Origin of the sequence: Heyndrickxia shackletonii (assembly GCF_001420715.1) — a bacterium.
GTDB lineage: Bacteria > Bacillota > Bacilli > Bacillales > Bacillaceae_C > Margalitia > Margalitia shackletonii.
The window spans coordinates 508,346-527,964 of the sequence record NZ_LJJC01000015.1; the positions used below are offsets into that span (position 1 = coordinate 508,346).

Here is a 19,619-nt window from a genome sequence, read left to right on the forward strand (position 1 = left end):
AACCGTGCTGAGGTAGTTCACGAGCTGATGTTTTACCCGCAGGGAGGAGACGGAGAAATCCGCTAGCCCATAGGCGCTGTAGCTAGACAAAGTCTAAACTTATACTTTCTTATTACTATAAAAAAAGAATCGAACTATTAACAACATGTTTTTTAGCCCTCTTATAAAAACTTTTCGAGCAGATTCTACCAGAATAAATAAATGTTCTGACTTCCTACAACTACGAGTTAGCTGTCTGTTCAAGTAGGTTGTTCAACAAATTGATAAGTAGAATACTTTCGAACCTATAAGCTTTATCCTTAAAAATATACCTTTATCTACTAAGGAGATTGCACATCCACTATTTACCTTAATTGTAGATTTCGATTTCTATTTAATCAACTTATTTATTAGTCTTCATTGCTATTATTTACCTATGACATTTAAAAGTAATAAAGAGTAATAGTTCTGTAATCTTGCCTTAACCTTCTTATGTTATAACTTAAACTACGGAATAGGAGGTTACCCTATGCAAATAATGAAAAAAGGCATTGTGGTATTAGCCACCGCTGCACTTTGTTTTTCTGTTACGGAAATAGCGGCGAATGCACAGACTAGTGTGGATAGCTTACATAACATGCAAAGAAATTTACAAAGCAATCAACAAGCTATTACGGAAAAGGAAAAAGAACAGCAAGAGGTTAATGATGAACTGAATAACGTAAAAAATGAATGGGAATCCCTTCAGTCTTTAATTCAAAAAAACAAAGATGAAATTTCAACGATTGAGGATAAAATCAGCTCTGTTAACAAGGTCATTGAAGAAAAGAAAGAAGAAATCGTCCAGCTTGAAGATCAAGTGTTGGCACGAAAAAATATCATAAAAAAGCGATTAGTTGCTTTTCAAAAACGGGGCAAAATCAACTTTGTCCTAGACGCTCTCTTAAATGCAGAAAGCTTCGATGATCTCGTTAACCGAATTAGTGCTATATCCACCCTACTTTCAGCTGATAGCGAAATATTGGATCAGCAGCAGCAGGATATTAAAAAAATTAAAAACGATAAAAAAGAAATTGCCAAAAAAGAAGACGAATTAACGACGGAACGAAAAAAACTAACAGCAAGCCAAGAAGAACTTCAAGTGAAACTTTCATCCAAGCAAGAAGTGATTAATACACTTCAAGCAAAATATAAAAATATCAATCAAGACCTCATGCGGGCGAAACAAACAAAATCTAGTCTATATTCTCAAATCAATACTATTAAAGAAAATATTCGTAAAGAGAGAGCAGCTGCAAAGGCAAGAATCCAAGACGATCAACGAACGGTAGTTTCAGACCCACAGCCTGCCGGTGGAACAGAATTGTATATGAACGCAACAGCCTATAGTTATCAAGATACTAAAGGACATATCACCACACTGGGATACGATATTCGTAAAAACCCTAATATGAAATTAATTGCAGTTGATCCAAATGTCATTCCTCTAGGCAGCAAGGTCTGGGTGGAAGGATATGGTGTTGCAATTGCAGGTGATACAGGCGGTGCCATTAATGGACATAGAATTGATATTCTCATGCCATCCCACAAAGCGGCCGTGTCCTTTGGACGCAGAACGGTTAAGATAAAGATTTTAAACTAATGATGAGTGAAAAATGAAACGGAATAACCTTGATAAAGGTTACTCCGTTTCAGACTGTAGACAAACTCGATGAAGATCGAGCTTGCCTACAGTCTTTTTTGTTTTAAAATATAAATAGAAATAATACTTGGGGTGATGAAGATGCTTTCAAAACATAATTCCATTCAACGTGATCAAGTAGAAATGATCGCTTTAGACCAGTTGGTTCCCGAAAATCATTTAGTCCGAAAAATGGAGGCAGCGATTGATTTCTCTTTCATTTATGATTTAGTGGAAGAAACATATTCCGCAGTTGGACGCCCAAGTATTGATCCCGTGATCTTGATTAAACTTACCTTTATTCAATATACATTTGGCATTCGTTCGATGCGTCAAACGATTGAAGAATTAAAAACGAATATGGCCTATCGCTGGTTTCTTGGTTATGGTTTCTATGATAGAGTCCCTCATTTCTCTACCTTTGGAAAAAACTATGAGCGTCGTTTTAAAGATACCGATTTGTTTGAACAGATTTTCTATCGAATTCTAAAAACAGCAGCGGAAAAGAATTTGATAAGTGCAGAACATGTTTTTATCGACTCCACTCATGTAAAAGCGAGTGCGAATAAACGTAAATTCGAAAAAAAGGTGGTCCGAAAAGAAACACGTGCCTATCAAGAACAGCTCCAAGAAGAAATCAATCAAGACCGGGAAGATCATGGAAAAAAGCCATTTCCACCAGATAAATTTGAAAAAGAAGATACAAAAGAAATAAAAGAAAGTACCACAGATCCTGAGAGTGGTTACTATGTGAAAGACGAACGGACTAAACAGTTCGCCTATTCTTTTCATGCAGCTTCTGACCGCAAAGGATTTGTTTTAGGAAATATGGTGACACCAGGAAATACCCACGATAGCGTAATCCTAGAACCATTAGTAGAACAAGTAATGGATATTGTAGGAAAGCCCGATGCCGTTGCGGCAGATGCAGCTTATAAAACACCGGCCATCACGAAATACTTAATCGAAAACGAAATGACACCTGCTTTACCTTATACAAGACCACGTACAAAAGAAGGTTTCTTCCGAAAACACGAGTACGTATATGATGAATACTATGATTGTTACATATGCCCATCAGGGGAGATATTGAATTACTCTACCACGACAAAAGAAGGGTATCGTGAATACAAATCTTCTAAGCATATTTGCGCTAATTGTCCATTTTTATCGCAATGTACGGAGAGTAAGGATCATCAAAAAGTAGTGACTCGTCATATTTGGCAAGAGTACCTTGAGGAAGCAGATCATCTTCGTCATCACAAAGAGGTAAAAACGATATATGCGAAACGCAAAGAAACGATTGAGCGTGTATTTGCAGACGCAAAAGAAAAGCATGGTATGCGTTGGACAACGTTAAGGGGACTTAAAAAATTGTCGATGCAGGCGATGCTTACTTTCGCTGCCATGAATTTGAAGAAAATGGCCAACTGGATATGGAAAGGTCCGGAAATGGCCTAGTAGATGAGGATGAGAGAGGTCAGCATACACCCAAAAAGGTAAAAAAGTAAGAACAAAATCAAAAGGGGTTCGGAATGTGACCATTCCGAACCCCTTTTGTCTACAATCTGAAACGGAATAACCTTGATAAAGGTTACTCCGTTTTTTATTTATATTTTCACATCAATATTGTTCCTCGTATAAGTTTGTCTATTTCCCCACATATTCTTCAGAAAAAATCCTCTTTAATCAATAATATCTACATAATAAAAACGTTTATCTGCTATTCTGCTTTCCCCTAATGTATGCTTAATCGGAAAAGAGAAAATTGGCCCATCAAATACAAATGTGTGGTATTCCCCATTTTCACCGCATATATCTGCGTTCGATGGATAGTCTTCGATGAATTGCGGGTCAATTTCATGTCCAACAAATGCTGGATCCAATTGTTCAGAATCCACACATGTCAATCTTGTTCGAAAGCCTTCTGCTAAATACTCTCGAATTAAATCATTTGGCTTCTCACCCCAGATAGGGAAAATTGGTGTTAATCCTGTTCCTTCTAACATTTTTTCACGATATTCTTTTACATCCTTTAAATAAATATCCCCAAACATAATATAATGGATTCCAGCTTCTTTTATTTGCGCTACTGCTTCTTTCATCTTTTGTTGATATATTTCATTGCTGCAATGGCTGGGGATTCGCACTTTTCGGAGTTTTACTCCTAATGAATCTGCTTGCTTTTCAAGGAATTCTTCGCGAACCCCATGCATAGATGTCCGGTTGTAATCATCCGTAACAGTTGTTAAGAGTGAATCAATTTCCCATTTTCCTTCCTTTATCAATCTATTCATTGCTAATGCACAATCCTTCCCCCCGCTAAAAGAAACCACGATTTTCTCTTTCATTACGATTTCCCCTTTTCTTTGATATAAATTAAATTTAGCATATCTTTTTTAAGTGCGAAAAAGATTAAAGGGTTAGGATGAAGGTTTGTTAATATCGCACCTTCTCCCCCTGGCTTTCCCTTAATTTAGCATGATTTCCCCATCATTGGGCAATATAAAAATATTTATAATAAGGGGAAATGCATAATGAATTTAACACCTGAACAGCGAATTGAACTGCATGGCTTCAACAATCTGACTAAATCGCTTAGCTTCAATATGTACGATATTTGTTATACTAAAACGAAAGACGAACGTGAAGCATACATTGCTTACATTGATGAACAGTATAATTCCGACCGGTTAACGAAAATACTTAAGGCTGTTTCGGATATTATTGGGGCGCATGTTTTAAATATTGCTCAACAGGATTATGTACCACAGGGTGCCAGTGTAACGATGCTTATTTCAGAGGGGCCAGTTGTAGAAGTGCCGAATGAATCTTTTTCTGAGTCACCCGGTCCATTGCCTGACTCCGTTGTCATGCAGCTGGATAAAAGTCATATTACCGTCCATACCTACCCGGAATATCATCCGGATGAAGGAATCAGCACCTTTCGTGCCGATATTGATGTATCTACATGTGGAGAAATTTCTCCTCTTAAAGCATTAAACCATCTTATTCATTCCTTTGATACCGATATTATGACCATTGATTATCGTGTTCGGGGATTTACACGAGATAAAACTGGTCATAAATTGTTTATTGATCATGAAATTAGTTCGATTCAAAATTACATACCTGACAATATAATAAACCAATATGACATGATTGATGTGAATGTTTACCAAGAGCATATTTTTCATACAAAATGCAAGCTCAAGGATTTTGATCTTAATAACTATCTATTTGGATATACAAAAGATAAGCTAACATCTGCTGAGATTGAACATATTACAAAAAAATTGCAAACCGAAATGGATGAAATTTTTTACGGAAAAAATATGGATGACGGGTTTTATTAAAAGACTCAAATACTTTCACCTATATTCCCATTATTCAGCACACGTCCATACAAAAGAAATAGTTTCTACATACAATATAACAATCCTGTTTGAATGGAGGTGCTTATAATGGGATTTTGCTGTAATAGAGGATATAGTTATGCTATGCCAGTGGGCGGTGGAGGCAACATGTTTGTATTAATAGTCGTATTGTTCATCTTGTTAATTATCGTTGGTGCTGCTTGGGTTTGTTAACATCACACTACCTCCTTTATAAGATGAGGCGTCAGTTTGACGCTTCATTTCCATTTATAAAGGACTAAGACTTTAAAAACATTGCGTCGATAAGTAAAATATTATTTATACATTTTATCCAGGCAGGTGTATCTATTTGGACATCAAGCATTTGCAGTATTTTATCGAAGTAACGAAATATAATAGCTTCTCGATTGCAGCGGAGCATTTATTTATTACACAGCCCACCATTAGCAAAATGATCAAGAACCTTGAAACAGAGCTGGGTGTTTCTCTCTTTGACCGCTCTCGGAAGCAATTAACATTAACAGATGCCGGCAAAGTGATATTAGAGCAAGCAAAGTTAGTGGACCAGGCTTTTCATAATTTAGAATCGGAATTAGATAATCTCTTAGGTCTTAAAACGGGGACCATCAGAATTGGACTTCCCCCTATTTTTGACGCGCATTTTTTGCTTAAATTTATTGGCCTTTTTGCTAATAAATATCCAGGTATTACCTTTCAATTAACAGAGGACGGATCCAAAAAAGTAGAGGAGGAAGTTGAAAACAATTTACTGGATGTTGGCGTTGTTGTGCTTCCAACTAATAATGAAATTTTTAACCATTTTTCCTTTATGGAAGAAGATTTAAATCTCATTTTGCATCCTTCTCACCCGTTAGCAAATCGCGAACAAATCGATTTAATAGAGCTTGCAAATGAATCCTTTATTTTATTTAATAAGGAATTTGTTCTGCATGACCGTATCATCTCTTCTTGTCACAGTGTAGGATTTGATCCAAAAATTATCTCTAAAAGTTCTCAATGGTCCTTTATTGAAGAAATGGTTTCTTGGAATTTGGGGGTCTCCCTTTTACCGGAAAGTCTGTGCCATCAATTAAATAAAAAAGTCCGATCAATAAAGGTTGTAAACCCATCCATAAGCTGGAATTTAGGAATTATATGGGCAAAGCATCAGTATCTTTCCTTCGCAGCTCGCGAATGGCTCACCTTTACAAAAAAGGAACTCAAAAAAGGAATATAAGTTGTATGCCTTTTCATTATGGTTGGAAGCATTTACATAGATAAAAGCTATATTACACATAAAATATATCCATTTTACTTACATAACGATGCGGCTTACAATTTTATAGTAGGCTAAAAACCTTTCTGGTATTTCATCTTTGGATTCCAAACAAGAAAGGATGTTGTAATATGAACGCAAAAAAAGTGAAAGAAAGCCGTATCGTAAATACTGCACAAGTTTTATCTTGTGATTTAAATAATTATAATACATTATTCGGCGGAATTTTAATGAAAAAACTAGACGATGCCGCCACACTTTCTGCACGCAGACACTCTAGAATTAAAGAATGTGTTACTGCATCAACCGATTCGATTGATTTTCTTTGCCCTATTCATCAAACAGACTCCGTATGTGTGGAGTCATTTGTTACGTATACAGGAAGAACGTCTATGGAGATCTTCTGCAAAGTCATCGCGGAAGATATCATGACCGGCGAACGCCGAATTGCAGCAACCGCATTTTTAACCTTTGTTGCATTAGATGAAAACAAGAAACCAGTGGAAGTACCAGGTGTAATACCAGAAACAGAAGAAGAAAAATTCCTTTACAATACAGGTAAAGAACGTGCCGAAATACGTAAATTAAGAAGACAAAAAAGTAAGGAATTAGCAGGCTACATTACTATTAACAAGCCATGGGATAACTAAGAAAAGCGTAGGCGCTGGATCTAGACATAGTCTTCATTAGTTAAAAAATATTTTAAGGAGGATGGATGATGCTGACACTAACAAGCCTTGATGAGTTAAAAATTGCAAAAGAGGCATTAGCAGAGCTTCAGACTTCATACCCTGAGCTTTACGAAAAACTCGTTCATGTTGTTAGCTTTACTAGAGCATTGCAATTTAAATATCAGTACATGGGCAGTTTATTGATGGATGAAGATGCAAGTCGTTATACTCCTCCATTTGTCCAAGGTTCTGTTTTACGTTTATATAAGAAAGAACTTCAAACATTGAAGGATGATATTGATTTTCCGGTATTAAAGAAAACTTTTATAAATATAAAAGGCATCGGATATTCCCGAATTAGTTTATTGATCTTAGGGAATTCACCAGAAAGAATCGTTGGGGCTCCTATTATTAAATAAATCCCCTTTTCACGAATTTCCTCTTGTAGTTCTTTTGCCTCATATTGTCATATAGATAGATTTCAAAGGAGATTCCCCACATCCCTCCTACTTTGAAAAGCAGAGACATTTTGTTCTCTGCTTATTTTTATTTCCACTTATAGGTAATAGGATATATGTTATCTCAATCTTAGATTTGTGGGTTTATATTGTGATTGAATAGGTTAACATTAGATATAATAATGTTAACCTATTTTTATATAAAGTTGACATTACTTCTGTTTTTCCTTTATTCTATAGAAGCATATAGTACTTTCAGATGGAAAGGGGAATACAGATGGATTGGAAACTATTAGGGAGTCAAGTTTTAGATGGGTATGAATTAACGGATAATGAAGCGCTAGCCATTTTAAATTGCCCGGATGAGGATCTATTGGAATTACTCCATGGTGCTTACCAAATAAGGAAGCATTATTATGGAAACAAAGTTAAGTTAAACATGATTATTAATACAAAATCGGGACTTTGCCCGGAAAATTGCGGTTACTGTGCTCAATCGATTATTTCAAAGGCACCGATTGAAAAATATGCCTTGGTTGACAAAGATACGATTGTACAAGGTGCTAAACATGCCGCTGAACTCCAGGCTGGAACTTATTGCATTGTTGCGAGCGGACGCGGACCAACCAATCGGGAACTGGATCATATTGTTTCCGCTGTAGAAGATATCAAAGCGAACTATCCACTTAAAATTTGCGCATGTCTTGGTATTCTAAAGCCTGAACAAGCATCGAAACTGAAGGCAGCAGGTGTGGATCGATATAATCATAATATTAATACTTCAGAGTCTCATCACACATGTATTACTACCTCACATACATATCAGGATCGTGTTAACACGGTGAATCTGGTCAAGGATAGCGGCATTTCCCCTTGCTCCGGCGTTATTGTTGGGATGAAGGAATCAAAACAGGATGTTATAGATATGGCAAGAAGCCTTAAAATCCTTGATGCCGATTCCATTCCAGTAAACTTTCTTCATGCTGTCGAAGGTACACCTCTTGAGGGGGTAAATGAGCTTAACCCCAGGTATTGTTTGAAAGTGCTCTGCCTCTTCCGTTACATAAACCCTTCGAAAGAAATTCGTATTTCCGGAGGACGTGAGGTTAATTTAAGGAGCCTGCAGCCTTTAGGTCTTTATCCAGCCAACTCTATATTTATTGGAGATTATCTTACAACAGAAGGACAATCTGCAACGGCTGATCATCAGTTATTAGAGGATCTTGGGTTTGAGATTGATGTAGTTGCAAATTAATAGTTAAGTTAGTGCGGATGGAACTAATCACCATTTTTTGATCCTCATTTACTTGTATGAAGGATCATTTGTTTGTTTTCTTCTTGGTTTTGTCCTTCATCCACTTTTCAAAGGAAATTGCATGGGATCTTCTTTTTGTCAGAAGAAAATTTTTTATAAATCATCTATTTAGCACTTTTTACTTTTTATTTAATGTACAAAAAAGGAGCATCTTTTGCTTTAGATACTCCTTTTTTTATTTTATTTTAATATTTTAAACTCCCCATTAATGGAAGCGATCGTTTCATTCGTATCAACATACTTAAATTCAACGACAGAACCTTTCTCCAAAAAGATTGAATACGGAAAATCCGTTGATTGTACAACAAAGATTTTCTCACTGCCATCCACCATGAATTTGACCGTTGTACTCTGTGCCGTTTCAGCTTTGTATACATGAGTAACGGTTCCTTTTAACGATTTAAGCAACGCTTGATCTGTTGGTGTTGCAACATCGTTTCCTAGTTTTGTGGCAATGGCATATTTATAGTTATCAAATAAGGCTCGTTTGGAGTCCTCAGCGCTATATACCTTTTCATCTTTTGCATTAATAAGCATCATTTCTCTTAACACATGATTCGAATCCATTAACGGAACTACCCATGTGAATTGACCATAAATCGAATATAGAATAGGAGTGCCCGCATCATATTTATTTGCCCTGAAGGTTTTTTCCGCAACGTTCATGGCTGATTTCCCATTTAGGAGGCCATTCCCTTCTGTATAAAAGGTGAATTTCCCGGTACGTGCATTTAAAATCGAATAGCTAACCATTGAACCGCTTCCTGATTTTGGACGGGTAAAGTCCGTAAACCAATGTAGTTGCAGGTCATGATTGAATACACCGTTTACTTCGTCGACACCCTTCCATTGGGTCGGAACCATCACATCCTCTTGGGAAAAGTGCGAATTCCAAAAGCCGTGAACATATTTGCCATACCATTCATTCCAATCTTCTGCAACGCTTGTTGGAATAGCGTGATCAATAAAGTCCGGCAGGTTTGCAAGTGTATATTCCTTAGTCTTTCCTGTAGCAGGGTCGACTAAATAAATTCCTTGAACATCGACAATATTTCTAAACTTTTTGTACTCCCCATATGGAATAACATAGTAAGGGTGGTCTTGGTCGTCTGGCTCGAAGCTGACATCCAATAATATTTTATCTTTGTGCAAGCTGCGGACATGTCTTTTGACATTTTTTCCAAAGAATGCAGATGGCACATATATCATTTTTGTCTTTATTAATTGTGCTTCTGCTCTTTCATCCTCCGCACTCATTTTGATATATCCGGGAACCTTCTCCCCTTTGATCCATTTGAAAAACCCAGTGTATTCGATTGGTGTTACCCAATATAGATGACCATCCATTTTTTGAATGGTTGAGTCTCCTAGGTCATAATAGGATGAATGCTTTAACTCCCCTATTAATTTTTCGCTGCGGTAACGGGCATATTTTTCCGGTACAACCGGAATATGCTTTTCATCGATGGATGCATCTATTTTGGATACAGTTTTTACTTTTGCTTTGACAAACTCGTATTTGTCGTTCGTAATCGTAATTGGATAGATAAAACTGAAAAATAAACCTGCAATAATGAAAACCGCTCCAATAATCGGCGTTATCCTTGCTTTCTTCGTTTGAGCATATAAAATGTCCAATAGTAGAAAAAAACCTAGTATATATAGACCATAACTAATGAAAGCTTGCAAGGTATGATCAACTAACCCAAAATAGGAAATGCAAAAAATAATCGCAAAACCGAGTAATAATCTAATTACTTGAAAAGAAATAAATGATCTTTGTTTATAATGTACTCTCCATATAACAGGATTCCATGTTAGAGCTAAAACAGACAGCAAATATATCATGATGTTCCCCCCATTTATTCATCATCCATTATTATAAAAACACATAGATAATGAGTATACAAGATAACAATACATACGATTAACATTGAAAAAAGTTTCACAAAGTGCCTGACACCATAAATGAACATGTCCATCACGTATGTACAGTATCTGACATCAAGTTTTGAAAGCAGTAATGCAATTCCATTGACGAGTAAGTGTAAATTAATTGAAAATAATAAATTACCTGCATCATATGGAGGAGTTGTGATTGTGAAAAATCAAATGATAGTAGCTGTTAAAGGAATTATTATAAAGGATGGAAAAGTGCTAATTATTAAGCGGAATAATCACGCACGTGTCGGAGGAGGAACCTGGGAATGCCCTGGCGGAAAGGTTGAATTTGGCGAGGATTTGGAAAGTGCTATGAAAAGAGAGGCAAAAGAAGAAGCCGGATTAGAGATTCAAATTAACAAGATCTTATATGCAACAAGTTTTCAAACAGATCCAACAAGACAAGTTGTGCTCATTACATACCTATGTCATTGCGAAGCAGGTGATATTCTATTATCAGATGAACATTCTGAATATCTTTGGGCAACAAAAGATCAATTAAAAACATTGCTTCCGAAAAATATCCTCGCTGATTTTGAAAAAAATGATATATTTACTTTACTAAAATCATAAAAAGAATTTTTATCATCTGTAAGACAATATAGACATAAAAAAATAGAGTATGAAAAGTTGCAAAAAGATTTTTTAATCCATCCTATAGTAATGGTATAATTATCCTAAAAAGGAGAATTTCAATTCAATGAGTTCAATTTTGAGGTTATATAAAATAATTATTGGTTTAGTGGAGTTATTCTTTAGTATTCCTTTTTTAGGCGGAGCTATCATTCTCGCTCATGCCTGGACGCCGTTAGGCACATTGATTGTGTTTCACTTTATCGGCTTAATCATTGCTTTTGTAGCCAATAGAGCAAAATCCGCTTCCGTCTTCGGTATCATCGGAAATATCCTTGCATTTATTCCGGTTGTAGGAATGATCATGCATTTCCTGATTGGTGTGGTGAATCTGTATCAAGGGATAAGGGATAAATAATTGCCGCCTTTTGTCACAGATTTTCCGGACACACGTTCCGTTATTCCTTTGAAAAGCCCTTTTTTCATCATGTTAGAGGACACACATTCCGTTATAATATGAAATTCATTCGAAAATGGCTGTCTTTTGCCATAATAACGGATTGTGTGTCCGCTTTACTCAAAAAAATACCCCTTCTGCCACAAATAACGGAACCTCTGTCCGCATAAAGATTTCTGGCAACGAACAAAGCTTCAAATCAATAAACTGGTCAAGCATATAACTCAAAAAAATGGAAAGAGACAATCTCTTTCCATTTTTTCGTATCTTTTACACCCACCACATATCCGCAGGTGTTTCTTCAATAAGCACTGATTGCAGGTTTTTCACCGCACGCTTGAATCCTTCTTCAATTGACATGATTGGATCCTCATGTTCGATACTTACAACATAATCATATCCATATGTGCGAAGAGCGCTCATCATGTCCGACCACTCTTGAAGACCATGCCCGCACCCCACAGAACGGAATGTCCAAGACCTTGTTCTTACATCTCCGTAAGGCTGCATGTCCGTTAGACCATACATATTTACATTATCCTGATCAATGTAAGTATCCTTCGCATGGAAATGATGAATGGCATTTTCCTTTGCTAAAATTTTAATTGCAGCTACAGGGTCAATTCCTTGCCACCAAAGATGACTTGGGTCAAGGTTTGCACCAATGGCATCACATGTAGCTTCACGTAATTTCAGCAATGTATATGGGGTGTGCACTAAGAAACCGCCATGTAGCTCGAGGCCGATCTTTACATTATGATCCTTTGCAAATTGTCCCCATTCCTTCCAGTAAGGAATCAACTTTTCTTCCCATTGCCATTTTAAAACATCTGCGTACTCGTTTGGCCATGCTACTACCGGCCAGTTCGGATATTTTGCGCCTTCATGATCACCAGGGGTGCCGGAGAAGCAATTTACCACCGGTACATTCATTAAGGATGCCAATTTTACCGTTTTGACAAAAACATCATGACTTTCTTGTGCAAATTCTGGATCCGGTGAAATTGGATTTCCATGACAGCTAAATGCACTAATTTGCAACCCGCGAGATGTCACTTCATTTAGGTATGCATCTCTTTTTTCCTGACTTTCCAGCAGTTCATCCAATTTACAGTGTGCATCCCCAGGATAACCGCCCGTTCCGACTTCAACAGCCGTTAACCCTGCAGCTTTTACATAATCCAGCATGTCGGTAAAAGACTTATCAGAGAATAATACGGTAAAAACACCTAATTTCATCACTATCCCCACCATTCCTTAAAGTTGTACACTTTTCTTCTCTTGACTGCTTTTGTAAATAGCTTCGATAATTTGTGAAACAAATAAGGCTTCTTCCGGTTTCACCACTAGTTCTGCTCCATTTACACAAGCATCCACGAAGTTCTTCGCTTGGCTGTAGCCAGGATCCTCCTCACTTGGAATCCAGGTAGCTTCACTATTAAAAAGCATCCCATGCTTCGCATAGTTCAATTTAAATGGAAATACCTCAAGTCCACCTTGGTCGCCAGAAATTGTAACGCTTTCCTTATCACTTTCGATATTAGCTGCCCAGGAAACTTCTAGAAGCATCGAAGCACCATTATCAAAACGAATATAACCTGTTACATGATCATCAACATTGAAGGTTTCGTGATCGAAGCTGCCCCATTGATTGACCTGGCCAGGCTGTTTACTTAACGTATTGTATGTAGTTCCGGTTACTTCAATAGGCTTTGGATTCCCCATCAACCATAGTGATAAGTCAAGCAAATGACATCCATAGTCAATGAGACTGCCTCCACCTTGTAGATCCTTATTAGTAAAAACTCCCCAACCCGGTACTTTTCTTCTTCGTAATGCCTGAACACGGACCACTAATGGATCTCCAATTTCTTTTGTGGCCATTATTTTTTTCGCTGCTTGTGATTCTTTCATATAGCGGTAGTGAAAACCGATACTTAATACTTTATTTGCTGCTTTCGCAGCTTCTACCATTGCTTGACATTCTTCAGCCGTCATCGCCATTGGCTTCTCACAAAGGACATGGACACCAGCTTCTATAGCGTGGACGGTTATTTCCGAATGAAATTTATTTGGAGTACATACGACAACAGCATCTACCTCTGAAAGCATGTCACGATAATCTTCATAAGAATGGGGAATATCAAATTCTTCTGCAACACTCTTTGCACGTTCAATATTCACATCACTTACTGCAACAATGGTTACTTCTTCTTTCAATTTTCGAAAAGCAGGTATGTGACGACCAACTGCTATTCCACCAACACCAATAACACCCAAGCGTAACTTACTCATAAAAAACACCTCATTTCAAGAAAGTGATTAGACCACTTTTTTTGGCCATGGTTCTCCTTATTTTTTCATATTTATAGATTCTACAATGACTCTCATTTCACCTTTGTAATTTTGCCAGTTTCGCTGGACTCTAGTGCCGCAAGTATGACATTCAGCGATTTCATCCCTTCATACCCGTTAATTGGCACATCTGTATCGTCTACAAGACTATGAATAAATTGGTCTATCACATGGGAAGTATTTTGACCGCCATCCTCATTCGATTGGATTTTACCTAAATCGAACTTCTCCACTTCCCCGTTTTTATGTTGAATCACTAGGGAATAGTCTGGATCTTCCTCTAGACGTAAAATACCATTCTCACCATAGATTACCGTTGAGTTATCTTCTTTTGAAACATAGGACCAGCTTGCTGCAAGCGTACCGACAATTCCGCTTTCCGTCTTTAAAATACAAACCGCATTATCATCTACAGTTGAATTTTCTTTAGCCAATGTATCGACGAAAGCAGCAACCTCTACTATTTCTTCGTTTAAAATATAGCGAAGCAAATCTGTTTTATGAACCCCTAGATCCCCCATTGCTCCAATAAATGCTTTCTCTTTTTTAAAAAACCAACTGTCAGCACCGTCCACGCTCCAGCCTTCAGGACCGCCATGACCAAACGCAGTGCGGAAGCTGTACACTTTTCCTAGCTTACCAGATTCAATGAATTCACGCGCCTTTTCATGAGAAGGAACAAATCGCTGATTATGAGCAATCATTAGTTTTTTTCCGTTTTTTTCAGCAGCTTCTATCATTGCTTTTGTTTCAGCATCTGATGTGGCCATTGGCTTTTCACAGAGTACATGCTTTCCAGCGTTCAGAGCTGCAATGGAGACTGGTGCATGCAGATAGTTTGGTGTACAAACACTGACAGCATCAATTTCTTCGTTTGCTAGAAGATCCTCATATTTGGTGTAAAATTTCGCATCATATTTTTCAGCTTTTTCCTTTGCTCTTTCTTCGACAATATCGCATACTGCCACAATTTCGACATTCTGATTCGCTGCATATTCGGGTAAGTGGCGATGTCCAGCAATACTCCCGCAGCCAATTACGCCAACCTTTATTATTGTCATTTGGCATTCCTCCTTAAGATTGGAAAGCGGTTTGACTTCCTTCATTCTTGCTCAAGGTGATATCTACCGCTTCTATAAAATTATGAGATTAGCTCTGCTATTTTTTTGAAATTTCCTCTAATGGCTTGGCATTTCCATATACAGGTCTTGCATGGTCTACAGGTGCAGCCCACTTAACAGCGTTTGTAATAACTTTTTGAATTTCTTCATTATGATAAGTTGGATATGTTTCATGCCCAGGTCGGAAGTAGAAAACTTTGCCGTTTCCGCGTCGATATGTACATCCGCTGCGGAACACCTCTCCGCCTTCAAACCAGCTCAAGAAAATAAGCTCATCCGGTGCAGGTACATCAAAATGCTCACCGTACATTTCTTCTTTTTCTAATTCAATATATTGATTTAATCCCGCTACAATCGGATGACTTGGATCTACAACCCAAAGTCTTTCACGATCGTCTGCTTCACGCCATTTCAGGTCGCAGGATGTTCCCATTAATTTTTTAAATACCTTTGAAAAATGGCCAGAGTGTAGAACAATTAACCCCATACCATCTAAAACTCTTGAAACAACTTTATTTACCGTTTCATCTGACACCTCATCATGTGCAATATGTCCCCACCATACAAGAACATCTGTGTTTGCTAATACTTCATCCGTTAATCCATGCTCCGGTTCATCTAATGTTGCTGTTTTAACATCGAAGCCCCCTTTTTCTAAAAAAGCAGAAATAGCTCCGTGAATTCCATTTGGATATATACCGGCTACCACTGGATTTTTCTTTTCATGTCGATTTTCATTCCAGACTGTAACTTTTACCATAAAAAAACACTCCTTTTTAAGTATGAATTTAGTGAGATAAGAAGCCCTGTCCCTAAATATATGACTTTCTAATTAATGTATGCGAATGAAAGATTCTAAAATAATTAAATTTGCAGATCAATTTTATTAAAAAATGGAAAGAACAATCTTTCCATTTAGTTTTTCTTGCTTTATCTATAAGGAGCGCTCGACATTCTATCGATTATTTTATGAGGAATAATGATTCGTTCGGGCTTTTTATCTTCATTTTCAAGAGTATCTAATAAGCAATCTGCCGCTCTGTATCCTAATTGAAAAATATTGATATCAACACTTGTTAACGGCGGATTGGACAATTCAGCAAGCATCACATTATTAAAGCTCACTACAGAAACATCATCCGGCACGGATATACCTTTTTCAGACAGCATTCCCAGTACGCCAAGAGCCATTAAATCATCCATTACGACAAAGGCAGTTGGCGGTTCCGCTAATGCCATTAGAGCTTCAACCGCACCGCTTCCACCTTCTTTTAAAAATTCCTCATGAACAATATAATCCTCACGAAAGGGTATGTTCGCATTCCGTAAAGCCCTTTCATAACCGAGTAGCCGATCTGTTGTCATAACGAGATTAAGACTGCCTCCAATAAACGCTATTCGTTCATGCCCCAAATCTATTAAGTGCTTCGTTAATTCCCCTGCAGCCCGGTAATTATCATTATCCACATGGGAGATTTTATTTTCATATTTATATGGCTTTCCTACAACAGTAAATGGAAAGTGCGAAGAATACAAATATTCGACTATTTTATCATCCATACTGGTTGAAAGAAGAATGATTCCATCTACCCGTCTTCCTTGCACCATTTCTACTACTCCATCAAAAATTTCCGCTTCATTCATACCTGTGGAAATATAGAGCGCAAAACCTTTTTCGTGGGCCTTTGTACTAATTCCTCTGATGACTTCCGGAAAGAAAGGGTTTTGAAACGCCTTATCTGCGGAACTCGGCATTACAAGACCTAAAGCCTGTGTAGATCGGGCAGCTAGACTTCTTGCATTTATATTGGGATGATATCCTAAATAGTCCATTGCATCCCTGACCTTTTTTTTCGTGGAGTCACTAATTCGCGGATTATTCGCAATGACCCTCGAGACTGTTGATGGAGCAACCCCAGCTAATTTTGCTACATCTTTAATTGTAACTGTCATGCTACCCTCCCCTTTTCATAAGTTAGTATTCTAGATAGATGCTTGAAATATCGCAGTTCCCTTTTGTTCATCTAAATCTATTTCTATTTTCTTTTCATTAAATATTACTTCTATTTCCTCCGCCACACCATGAAGGTGGAACTCAAGCGTTCTCCAGCTTGGTTGATAAACACTGTGTAAATCTTCCATGTTTATTGTAATCGTTTTACTATGGAAATGACAGCGAAATTCCTTCATTAAGTAAGCACCATTCTCATATTCAAATGTCTTTCCGTCATCATCATAAAGTCTATATTTACTAGAACCATTTTCCGTTTTATAAATATGGATTTCCATCTTTTCCAATGATTCAGAAGTGTTCCTTATATACTTGCCATGCGAAAGGATTGATCCCTCTTTTACAAAAATCGGTAATGTGTCAAGGGAAGCCTCTGCCATTATGTGAGCATTCCCTTCATAAAGTTTATTTGTCCAGTAATCATACCAATTTCCTTCTGGCAAATAGACAATACGATGATTGGTAGTAGGGCTCAAAATCGGTGCAATAATAACATTTTCGCCAATTAAAAATTGGTCGGAAAGATTAAAGGTGTTAGGGTCATTTGGATATTCCATCAATAAAGGTCTCATAACTGGTATGCCTGTTTCACTCGCCTTATAGAATAAGGTATATAAATGCGGCAGCCATTTATACCTTAATTGAATATACTTCTTCACCACATTCTCAATCGTTTCTCCGAACGACCATGGCTCCTGTCTGACGGTATCAAGTCCGCTGTGATTTCGAAAATATGGTGTAAAAACGCCGAACTGTGTCCAACGGGCAAGCAATTCTCCAGTTGCATCATGAGCAAATCCGCCAACATCCGGTCCTGTAAACGGTACACCGGAAATTCCAAGGTTCATGCACATTGGCAATGCCATCGCCAAATGCTCCCAAAAACTACGGTTATCGCCAGTCCAAACTGCTCCATAACGTTGAACTCCTGCATATCCTGCTCTCGTTAGTAAGAATGGGCGATTTCCTTTATTTTGCTGCTTTAACGCATTATAAGTTGCTTCACCCATTAAAAGCCCGTACACATTATGCATTTCTCTATGGGTTTTGGGATTCCCGTCATTTCCGTGCATAACTTTAACATCCATCGTCTTTGTTTCATTAAATACCGCTGGTTCATTCATATCATTCCATATGCCTTCAATTCCTAAATCTGTATAGAAGCGGTGCTTCTCTCCCCACCATTCTCTTGTTTTAGTTTTAGTGAAATCAGGGAAGGCACTATTTCCAGGCCATACATCTCCGTGATAGATTGCTCCGTCCATATATTTGCAAAAATGATTACCATATATCCCCTCTTGATAGGTTTGGTATTCAGGATCCTCTTTCACCCCTGGATCCACTATTGGGACAACTTTAATACCTGATTTTTTCAAATCAGAAATAAGTTGTTTTGGATTCGGAAAACGTTCTAAATCAAATGTAAACACACGATATCCATCCATGTAGTGGATATCAAGATAGATGGCATCAACAGGAATGCCCTTTTCCATAAAGGTTGCTGCTAATTCACGAACCTCTTGCTCTGTTTCATAGCTATAACGGGATTGATGATAACCAAGCGCCCATTTAGGCGGTATCGGCATTCTTCCTGTTAAAGTTGTATATTGTTCCAGTACATCTTTTGGGGTTGGGCCCGCTAAGACAAAATAATCGATTTGTCCCCCTTCTGCCCAAAAGGAATAGCAATCCTGTTCACTCTTCATATCAAACACGGTTTTATACGTATTATCGAAAAAGATTCCATGTGCATTCCCATCACGAAGCGTCATGAAGTATGGAATAGACTCATATAACGCATCAATTTCCGGATTATGCGGGGCATATACATCACTGTTCCACATTGTCATCTTTTCTCCACGCTTATCTAGAAAGCTTGTTTTTTCCCCAAATCCATAGAAATGATCATTTTCTTGCATATCCTTAAAACATATAACTTCCTTTTGCTCATTGAAGCCCATTCCACGTTCGCTTTCTCCAACCAGCAGTCTGTCGTCTATTGAAAACACATTGATTCGGAGCGGTGATTTTTGGATCATCATTTTAAGATTGTTGCTCGTAATATAAAGATGATCACGCTCCTCTTGAACCTGAAAGAAAACATCTCTAGGACCTGTGATTAAAGCAAAGCTGCTTGTCATTATTGGTTTTTGAAAAGGATTCATGACAACCCGAATGATATCCTCTCTGTAAAGGACAATATTTACATACCCTTGCTCACATTTTATTTCTATGAAACTCCCATTTTGTTCATATGCTTCAAACGAACCGATGTCTCGGTATGGAGTATCCTTTAATTGTTTCTTATTTCCTGGATGGATGGCAAAGCTGGTATCCTGCATGGTGTATACCTCCTATTTTCGTAAAGCTATTTTCAAAGAGGTTATTTCTATTGAAAAATGCG

The 19,619-nt window shown here is 37.6% G+C and carries 18 protein-coding genes; 10 read left to right on the plus strand and 8 right to left on the minus strand.

Annotated elements, in window-relative coordinates; all coding sequences use genetic code 11:
- Nucleotides 1-508 precede the first annotated feature (508 nt).
- Together AN964_RS24190 and AN964_RS24195 are read left to right on the plus strand one after the other, a co-directional pair.
- Nucleotides 509-1,621: a 3D domain-containing protein gene (locus AN964_RS24190; protein WP_055742337.1), complete on the plus strand. Its 1,113-nt coding sequence runs from the start codon at nt 509-511 to the stop codon at nt 1,619-1,621.
- Between the two features lie 141 nt (nt 1,622-1,762).
- Nucleotides 1,763-3,121 (plus strand): IS1182 family transposase, encoded by a 1,359-nt coding sequence (locus tag AN964_RS24195; protein WP_055742329.1) that lies wholly within the window; start codon nt 1,763-1,765, stop codon nt 3,119-3,121.
- 224 nt (nt 3,122-3,345) lie between these two features.
- Here AN964_RS24195 and AN964_RS24200 read toward each other — a convergent pair whose 3' ends face one another.
- Nucleotides 3,346-4,011 carry a Dph6-related ATP pyrophosphatase gene (locus tag AN964_RS24200; RefSeq protein WP_055742338.1) on the minus strand — a complete coding sequence of 222 codons (666 nt, stop codon included), beginning with the start codon at nt 4,009-4,011 and terminating at the stop codon, nt 3,346-3,348.
- A gap of 186 nt (nt 4,012-4,197) precedes the next feature.
- On the opposite strand from AN964_RS24200, the gene speD reads away from it, so the two are divergent.
- The 6 genes from speD (at nt 4,198) to bioB (ending at nt 8,697) form a co-directional block, all read left to right on the plus strand.
- The gene (speD, locus tag AN964_RS24205; protein WP_055742339.1) at nt 4,198-5,016 is read left to right on the plus strand and encodes an adenosylmethionine decarboxylase; all 819 of its coding nucleotides are present in this window, start codon (nt 4,198-4,200) and stop codon (nt 5,014-5,016) included.
- Between the two features lie 108 nt (nt 5,017-5,124).
- Entirely contained in the window at nt 5,125-5,250 is a 126-nt protein-coding gene (locus AN964_RS25875; protein WP_152982461.1) for a YjcZ family sporulation protein, read from the plus strand.
- A 136-nt stretch (nt 5,251-5,386) separates the two neighbouring features.
- A complete protein-coding gene (gene cidR / locus AN964_RS24210) occupies nt 5,387-6,274 on the plus strand; it encodes a cidABC operon transcriptional activator CidR (RefSeq protein WP_055742340.1) in 888 nt (295 codons plus the stop codon).
- Nucleotides 6,275-6,444: 170 nt separating this feature from the next.
- On the plus strand, nt 6,445-6,963 hold the full coding sequence (locus tag AN964_RS24215; RefSeq protein ID WP_055742341.1) for an acyl-CoA thioesterase: 519 nt from the start codon (nt 6,445-6,447) through the stop codon (nt 6,961-6,963).
- Nucleotides 6,964-7,031: 68 nt separating this feature from the next.
- Nucleotides 7,032-7,403, plus strand: a complete 372-nt coding sequence (locus tag AN964_RS24220) for a hypothetical protein (protein ID WP_235950599.1) — start codon at nt 7,032-7,034, stop codon at nt 7,401-7,403.
- A gap of 316 nt (nt 7,404-7,719) precedes the next feature.
- Nucleotides 7,720-8,697, plus strand: a complete 978-nt coding sequence (gene bioB, locus AN964_RS24225; RefSeq protein ID WP_055742343.1) for a biotin synthase BioB — start codon at nt 7,720-7,722, stop codon at nt 8,695-8,697.
- Between the two features lie 240 nt (nt 8,698-8,937).
- Here bioB and AN964_RS24230 read toward each other — a convergent pair whose 3' ends face one another.
- A complete protein-coding gene (locus AN964_RS24230) occupies nt 8,938-10,605 on the minus strand; it encodes a hypothetical protein (protein WP_055742344.1) in 1,668 nt (555 codons plus the stop codon).
- 252 nt (nt 10,606-10,857) lie between these two features.
- Here AN964_RS24230 and AN964_RS24235 point away from each other — a divergent pair, with 252 nt between their 5' ends.
- Nucleotides 10,858-11,271, plus strand: a complete 414-nt coding sequence (locus AN964_RS24235; RefSeq protein WP_321198488.1) for an NUDIX hydrolase — start codon at nt 10,858-10,860, stop codon at nt 11,269-11,271.
- Between the two features lie 127 nt (nt 11,272-11,398).
- Entirely contained in the window at nt 11,399-11,689 is a 291-nt protein-coding gene (locus AN964_RS24240) for a hypothetical protein (RefSeq protein ID WP_055742345.1), read from the plus strand.
- Nucleotides 11,690-11,998: 309 nt separating this feature from the next.
- Here AN964_RS24240 and AN964_RS24245 read toward each other — a convergent pair whose 3' ends face one another.
- The 6 genes from AN964_RS24245 to AN964_RS24270 all read right to left on the minus strand — a co-directional run bounded on the left by AN964_RS24245 (nt 11,999) and on the right by AN964_RS24270 (nt 19,557).
- Nucleotides 11,999-12,967 (minus strand): sugar phosphate isomerase/epimerase family protein, encoded by a 969-nt coding sequence (locus AN964_RS24245; protein ID WP_055742346.1) that lies wholly within the window; start codon nt 12,965-12,967, stop codon nt 11,999-12,001.
- 18 nt (nt 12,968-12,985) lie between these two features.
- Nucleotides 12,986-14,023 carry a Gfo/Idh/MocA family protein gene (locus AN964_RS24250; RefSeq protein WP_055742347.1) on the minus strand — a complete coding sequence of 346 codons (1,038 nt, stop codon included), beginning with the start codon at nt 14,021-14,023 and terminating at the stop codon, nt 12,986-12,988.
- Between the two features lie 92 nt (nt 14,024-14,115).
- Nucleotides 14,116-15,144, minus strand: coding sequence for a Gfo/Idh/MocA family protein (locus AN964_RS24255; protein WP_055742348.1), 1,029 nt, complete (start codon nt 15,142-15,144; stop codon nt 14,116-14,118).
- A 97-nt stretch (nt 15,145-15,241) separates the two neighbouring features.
- Nucleotides 15,242-15,964, minus strand: coding sequence for a ThuA domain-containing protein (locus AN964_RS24260; RefSeq protein ID WP_055742349.1), 723 nt, complete (start codon nt 15,962-15,964; stop codon nt 15,242-15,244).
- Nucleotides 15,965-16,134: 170 nt separating this feature from the next.
- Nucleotides 16,135-17,157, minus strand: coding sequence for a LacI family DNA-binding transcriptional regulator (locus tag AN964_RS24265; RefSeq protein ID WP_055742350.1), 1,023 nt, complete (start codon nt 17,155-17,157; stop codon nt 16,135-16,137).
- 30 nt (nt 17,158-17,187) lie between these two features.
- Nucleotides 17,188-19,557 (minus strand): glycoside hydrolase family 31 protein, encoded by a 2,370-nt coding sequence (locus tag AN964_RS24270; RefSeq protein WP_055742351.1) that lies wholly within the window; start codon nt 19,555-19,557, stop codon nt 17,188-17,190.
- Nucleotides 19,558-19,619: the final 62 nt, after the last annotated feature.